Below are 4,582 nucleotides of genomic sequence, written 5' to 3' on the forward strand. Positions count from 1 at the left end.
TCTTTCAGCAGCCTGTTTGGAAGGGTAACCACCGGAAAGTCATCCTGAAATTTCTCGTTGGGATACATCAGATCATGATTATCTTCATGAATCTTTCCGATGATAGTACTCTGGGGTATGGCATATTTCTTTTCAGCATTATATTGTCGGCCGCATTGATAAAGGACATAAGCTGAATCTCCTTTTTTCTTGGTGATGATCTTGTCCCTAACCTGAGGGATTTGTAAGCGGATTCCCTTGATTTTACTGGGGTTTTGAGACTTTTCACACAGTTATTACGACTTGGTGTAACCTGGATGCAAAGTTCACACTTAGCTAAGGCATTGACAATAATTAAATTCGTATGTTATGTTCATATAGAGATACGATAACGAAAATCAATAACGAAAGTCTATATTAATAAGGAGAATATTTATGTCTGAAAAAGTATTAAGAAAATTGTTTTTAGGATTTATCAGTATACACATTCTACATCACGCAAAAAAGGAACCCATTTATGGACTTTGGATGATTGAGGAGCTTGAACATCATGGATACAGTATTAGTGCAGGTACCCTATATCCGATTCTGAACGGGATGGAGAAGGATGGTCTTCTTGTATCTTCAGAAGAAAACGTAGAAGGGAAAATAAGAAAATACTACAGGACAACGTCTCGTGGGAACATAGTTTTAAAGGAAGCAAGGACAAAAGCCTATGAGTTATTCAAGGAAATTAAGGAGTAGGTGAAGATATGAGAAAATTCGGTCCTCCTAAAGGGAAAGAAACTCTGATCCAGTTTTTGCTCAAATATAAGTTTCAGTTTATTGTTTCATCTGTAGCAGGGATTTTTTATAACACAGTCATCGTATTAGGGCCAATATTTTTAGGGAAATTGATTGACGCTGCAGCTGGAGACCGAGCAGAATTAGTATTGCTTTCTGCGCTATATTTTGTCGGTGTGACGATTTTTTTTCAGTTTGCAAGATTCATTAAACGTTGGTACATGCGGGATCAATTCAATCATGTAGCATGTGATTTGCGTCAGACGCTATTAGACAGAATTCTGGGACATAATCTTCCTGAATTAGAAAAAGAGACTGTTGGGGATTTGATGTCACGTACTGTGGGTGATATCACGTTAGTGGTTGATACTGTAATGTCAACCATCAATGAGGGATGGGATACTTGGTTGCTGATGCTATCGTATTTTGCAGTGCTACTGTATATGGACTGGGAAATAACTTTGCTAGCATCACTTTTGGTTCCTGGAACACTTCTGTTGGCACATATGATGAGAAATGTGCTTTATCGATATTCGTTGAATGCGAGACAATCTGCATCTGTTGCTCAAACTGGGTTGCAAAGATATCTTTCGGCAATCTCGGTCTTACGTCTTTTTGGTAGAGAAGAATCAGAAAAATCAACCATTATGGATGCTTATGAACAACAGGTCAAGTGGAATATCAAACAGATATTATTGCAACAATCCCTGTTGCCGGTCTATGCATTAATAGCTGGACTTGGCGTTGTTATCGTCATTGGTATGGGGGGAGAAAATGTAAGAACAGGCATGTGGACGGTTGGAACCTTCAATGCTTACATGGTTATGTTTATCGCCTTTTCAGGACGCACACGGGTAGCTGCAAAAGTGTTTAATCGTTGGCATGGTGCTAAAGCATCGTGGCAGCGTATTAAAGAAAAAATGGCATTGGGGAAGAATGAAGGAATAGTGGTTACAGATAATTATATTTTGAGTACTATTGATCAATTGAAGGTTTCACATCTCAATTTCTCATACGGATCAAAGGAAGTTTTAAAAGATATTTGTTTTGAGGCAAAAGCGGGAGAAATAGTTGGTATTACCGGAGCGGTGGGCTCAGGGAAATCCACTCTGATAAATGCGCTACTTGGACAATATCCTTATGAAGGGGATATCTTCATTCAATCCAATCAATTAAGGGATATATCGGCAGCGCAAAGAAACAAATTAATAGGTTATTCTGGACACGAGCAATTCCTTTTCTCTATGAGCATTGAAGAAAATATTCTATTAGGGCTAAAACTTAAAACTCCAGATTTTGAAGATACTCTAGCAACAACAGCCTTGATAGAAGATATAGAGCGGTTCGATGATGGTCTAATGACTGGTGTTGGAGAAAAAGGACTAAAGGTATCAGGTGGTCAACGACAACGACTATCAATGGCAAGAGCAATCTATAAAAAGCCGGCCATTCTTTTGCTAGACGATCCCTTTTCAGCACTCGACATTGCTACAGAGCAAAGGATAATCAAACGATTAAAGGAAGATTTTAAGAACCAGATTGTCATCTTATCCAGCCATCGTCTGAGTGCATTTGAAAATGTTGATAAGATTCTAGTGTTAGAAAAGGGATCTATCCTTGAAGCAGGCTCACATGATCAGTTGATGGGTAAGCGTGGACTCTATTATGAGATATACCAAGCTCAGAAATTCATGAAAGAGGGAAACGTAAATGAATAAAGAAAATCAAAATCATCATTTTCTAAAAAGGTCTATGAAAACGGTTTTCAAGCATAAGACAATGTTCTTTTTTCTCCTTCTTGGCACAGTAGGTGTTGGAGCCATTGCAAATGTTTGGCCGTCACTTATATTAAGGCAAATCGTTGATGGTCCTTTGACAACTGGAGTAGGTTCAATTTGGGGAATGGCTTTCGCGTATTTGGCTGCAGTATTGGTCATCGGGATATTGGACTTCTTCAGAGAAATCAGTGCCACAGTGATTGGTCAAGGGGTACTTCTTGATATTAGAAAACAAATGCTTGAACATTTACAGAAACTGCCGATGAAGTATTATTTGCGGGTACCTGTTGGAGAAACACTTTCCAGGTTTACTGCCGATTTAGATGCAGTCAATACATTGTTCTCAGCAGGGCTTGTGAGTGCTATGGCAGACATCCTTAAGATTTTAGGACTTTTTGTAACGTTATTTGCACTTTCAACGCCAATAGGATGGATCGCGTTAGGTGCAATACCAATTATTTTTTTCTTATCGAATTTTTTTCGAAAGAATATTTTTGTTAAGCAGAAAGTGGTACGAAAGAAGGTCTCTGATATCAATACAACGATACAAGAGATTTACTCTGGGCTTAAGATTATAAAAACATTTGGCAAAGAGGATTTATTTTCAAAGAGATTTGAGGAAAAACTTGAAGCTCATCGTTTAGCTATGAATGGAAATAGTGTCTATGATGCTTGGTTTCCCTGTATTATGCAAATTGTCAGAGCTATTGTGATCGCACTTGCTATGGTTGTCGGTGCGTCGCATAATGGAACAACCCTTGCTTTAGGGCTTTCGATTGGTACTTTAGCTGCGATAGCTGATTTATTAGTGCGTATGTTTGAACCGGTCGAGGCTATTGCCTCAGAGATTCAAACGATTCAGCAAGCTTTCGCCGGAATTGATCGGATCAAAGACTTCTTTTCCGAAAAGGTAGAAGATAAACACAATGGGGTAATCGAAAATGTTGTACACATGAACCCAACATTAAAAAAAGAAATTATATTGAAACAGGTGGATTTTGAATATACGGAAGGGAAAAAAGTCATCAATCAAGCTACAGTCACAATCAGAGAAGGTAGCAAAGTTGCTATAGCAGGAAGAACTGGTTCTGGAAAAACAACGCTTTTATCATTGATTGCTGGTCTATATCCCGTTACTAGTGGTTCAATCACCATTGGCGGCTTCAATCCTTTTTTAATGCCTGCCAGTGAACGGCGAAAAACCATCGGTATAGTGCCTCAAAATGTCCAACTTTTTAATGGATCAATCTTGGATAATATTACACTAAAGGACGCCGAAATAACAAAAGAAGATGCATGGCTTGCATTGGAGACTGTTGGTCTTGGTGAGACGGTTCGTGAACTGGAGAAGGAGATAGATACAATTATTGGTGAAGGAGAAGCGCAGCTATCATTTGGGCAAATGCAGCTATTATCATTAGCTAGAGCCATAGTAACCAATCCTCCTATATTACTGTTAGATGAATTAACATCTGGTTTAGATGCGCTAACAGAGAAGACTTTACTAAATGCTATCCGTCAAGTTAGTTCAAATCGCACAATTATTACGATCAGTCATCGAATATCAGGAATTATTGATGCGGATACAGTACACATTATGGATGCAGGTAAAGTCGTAGAAAGTGGCTCGCCAGAAGAGCTATCAAAAAAAGAAGGCTGGTTTGCTATTTATAAACGCCTTGAAGAGCACGGCTGGAAAGTTGGTTAAAAATATAAATAAGGAGAAAAATAAAATCGAGTACTTTTCTATAAGATGTAATCATTTGTTCTTTAGGATCATATGGAGGGTCCGAAAGGCATTTTGGTGTTTTTGCATATCAACTGGTTGTGAAGAAAAAGTATTTAACTGAAGAAGAGTGGATTTGTCCTGGATAATATCCTTGTTATGCTTATTACCGTTTTACTTCTATTATCAAAAAAGTACTAATACCCTTCATCGTGTCAGTCAAGTTCATTTTAGTGTGTAAATTCCTCGGGTATGATTTTGTGGGGGTATTTAGCCTAAGGGGCATAGTATAGCCTTAACTTCCTGAAAAAATTAA

Annotated in this window: 3 protein-coding genes; all 3 read left to right on the forward strand. The window is 38.2% G+C overall.

Translation table 11 applies throughout. From position 1 onward, the window contains the following. Nucleotides 1–414 precede the first annotated feature (414 nt). Genes B3F51_RS04855 through B3F51_RS04865 form a run of 3 tightly spaced genes read left to right on the forward strand, consistent with a single transcriptional unit; the run spans nt 415 to nt 4,248 of the window. On the forward strand, nt 415–723 hold the full coding sequence (locus tag B3F51_RS04855) for a PadR family transcriptional regulator (protein ID WP_286945763.1): 309 nt from the start codon (nt 415–417) through the stop codon (nt 721–723). 8 nt (nt 724–731) lie between these two features. Next, nucleotides 732–2,480 carry an ABC transporter ATP-binding protein gene (locus B3F51_RS04860; protein ID WP_286945766.1) on the forward strand — a complete coding sequence of 583 codons (1,749 nt, stop codon included), beginning with the start codon at nt 732–734 and terminating at the stop codon, nt 2,478–2,480. After that, nucleotides 2,473–4,248, forward strand: a complete 1,776-nt coding sequence (locus B3F51_RS04865; RefSeq protein WP_286945768.1) for an ABC transporter ATP-binding protein — start codon at nt 2,473–2,475, stop codon at nt 4,246–4,248. The genes B3F51_RS04860 and B3F51_RS04865 overlap by 8 nt, the downstream gene beginning before the upstream one ends. Nucleotides 4,249–4,582: the final 334 nt, after the last annotated feature.

It is taken from the genome of Acetobacterium sp. UBA5834, assembly GCF_002435675.1.
In the GTDB taxonomy this organism is placed as follows: Bacteria; Bacillota; Clostridia; order Eubacteriales; family Eubacteriaceae; genus Acetobacterium; species Acetobacterium wieringae.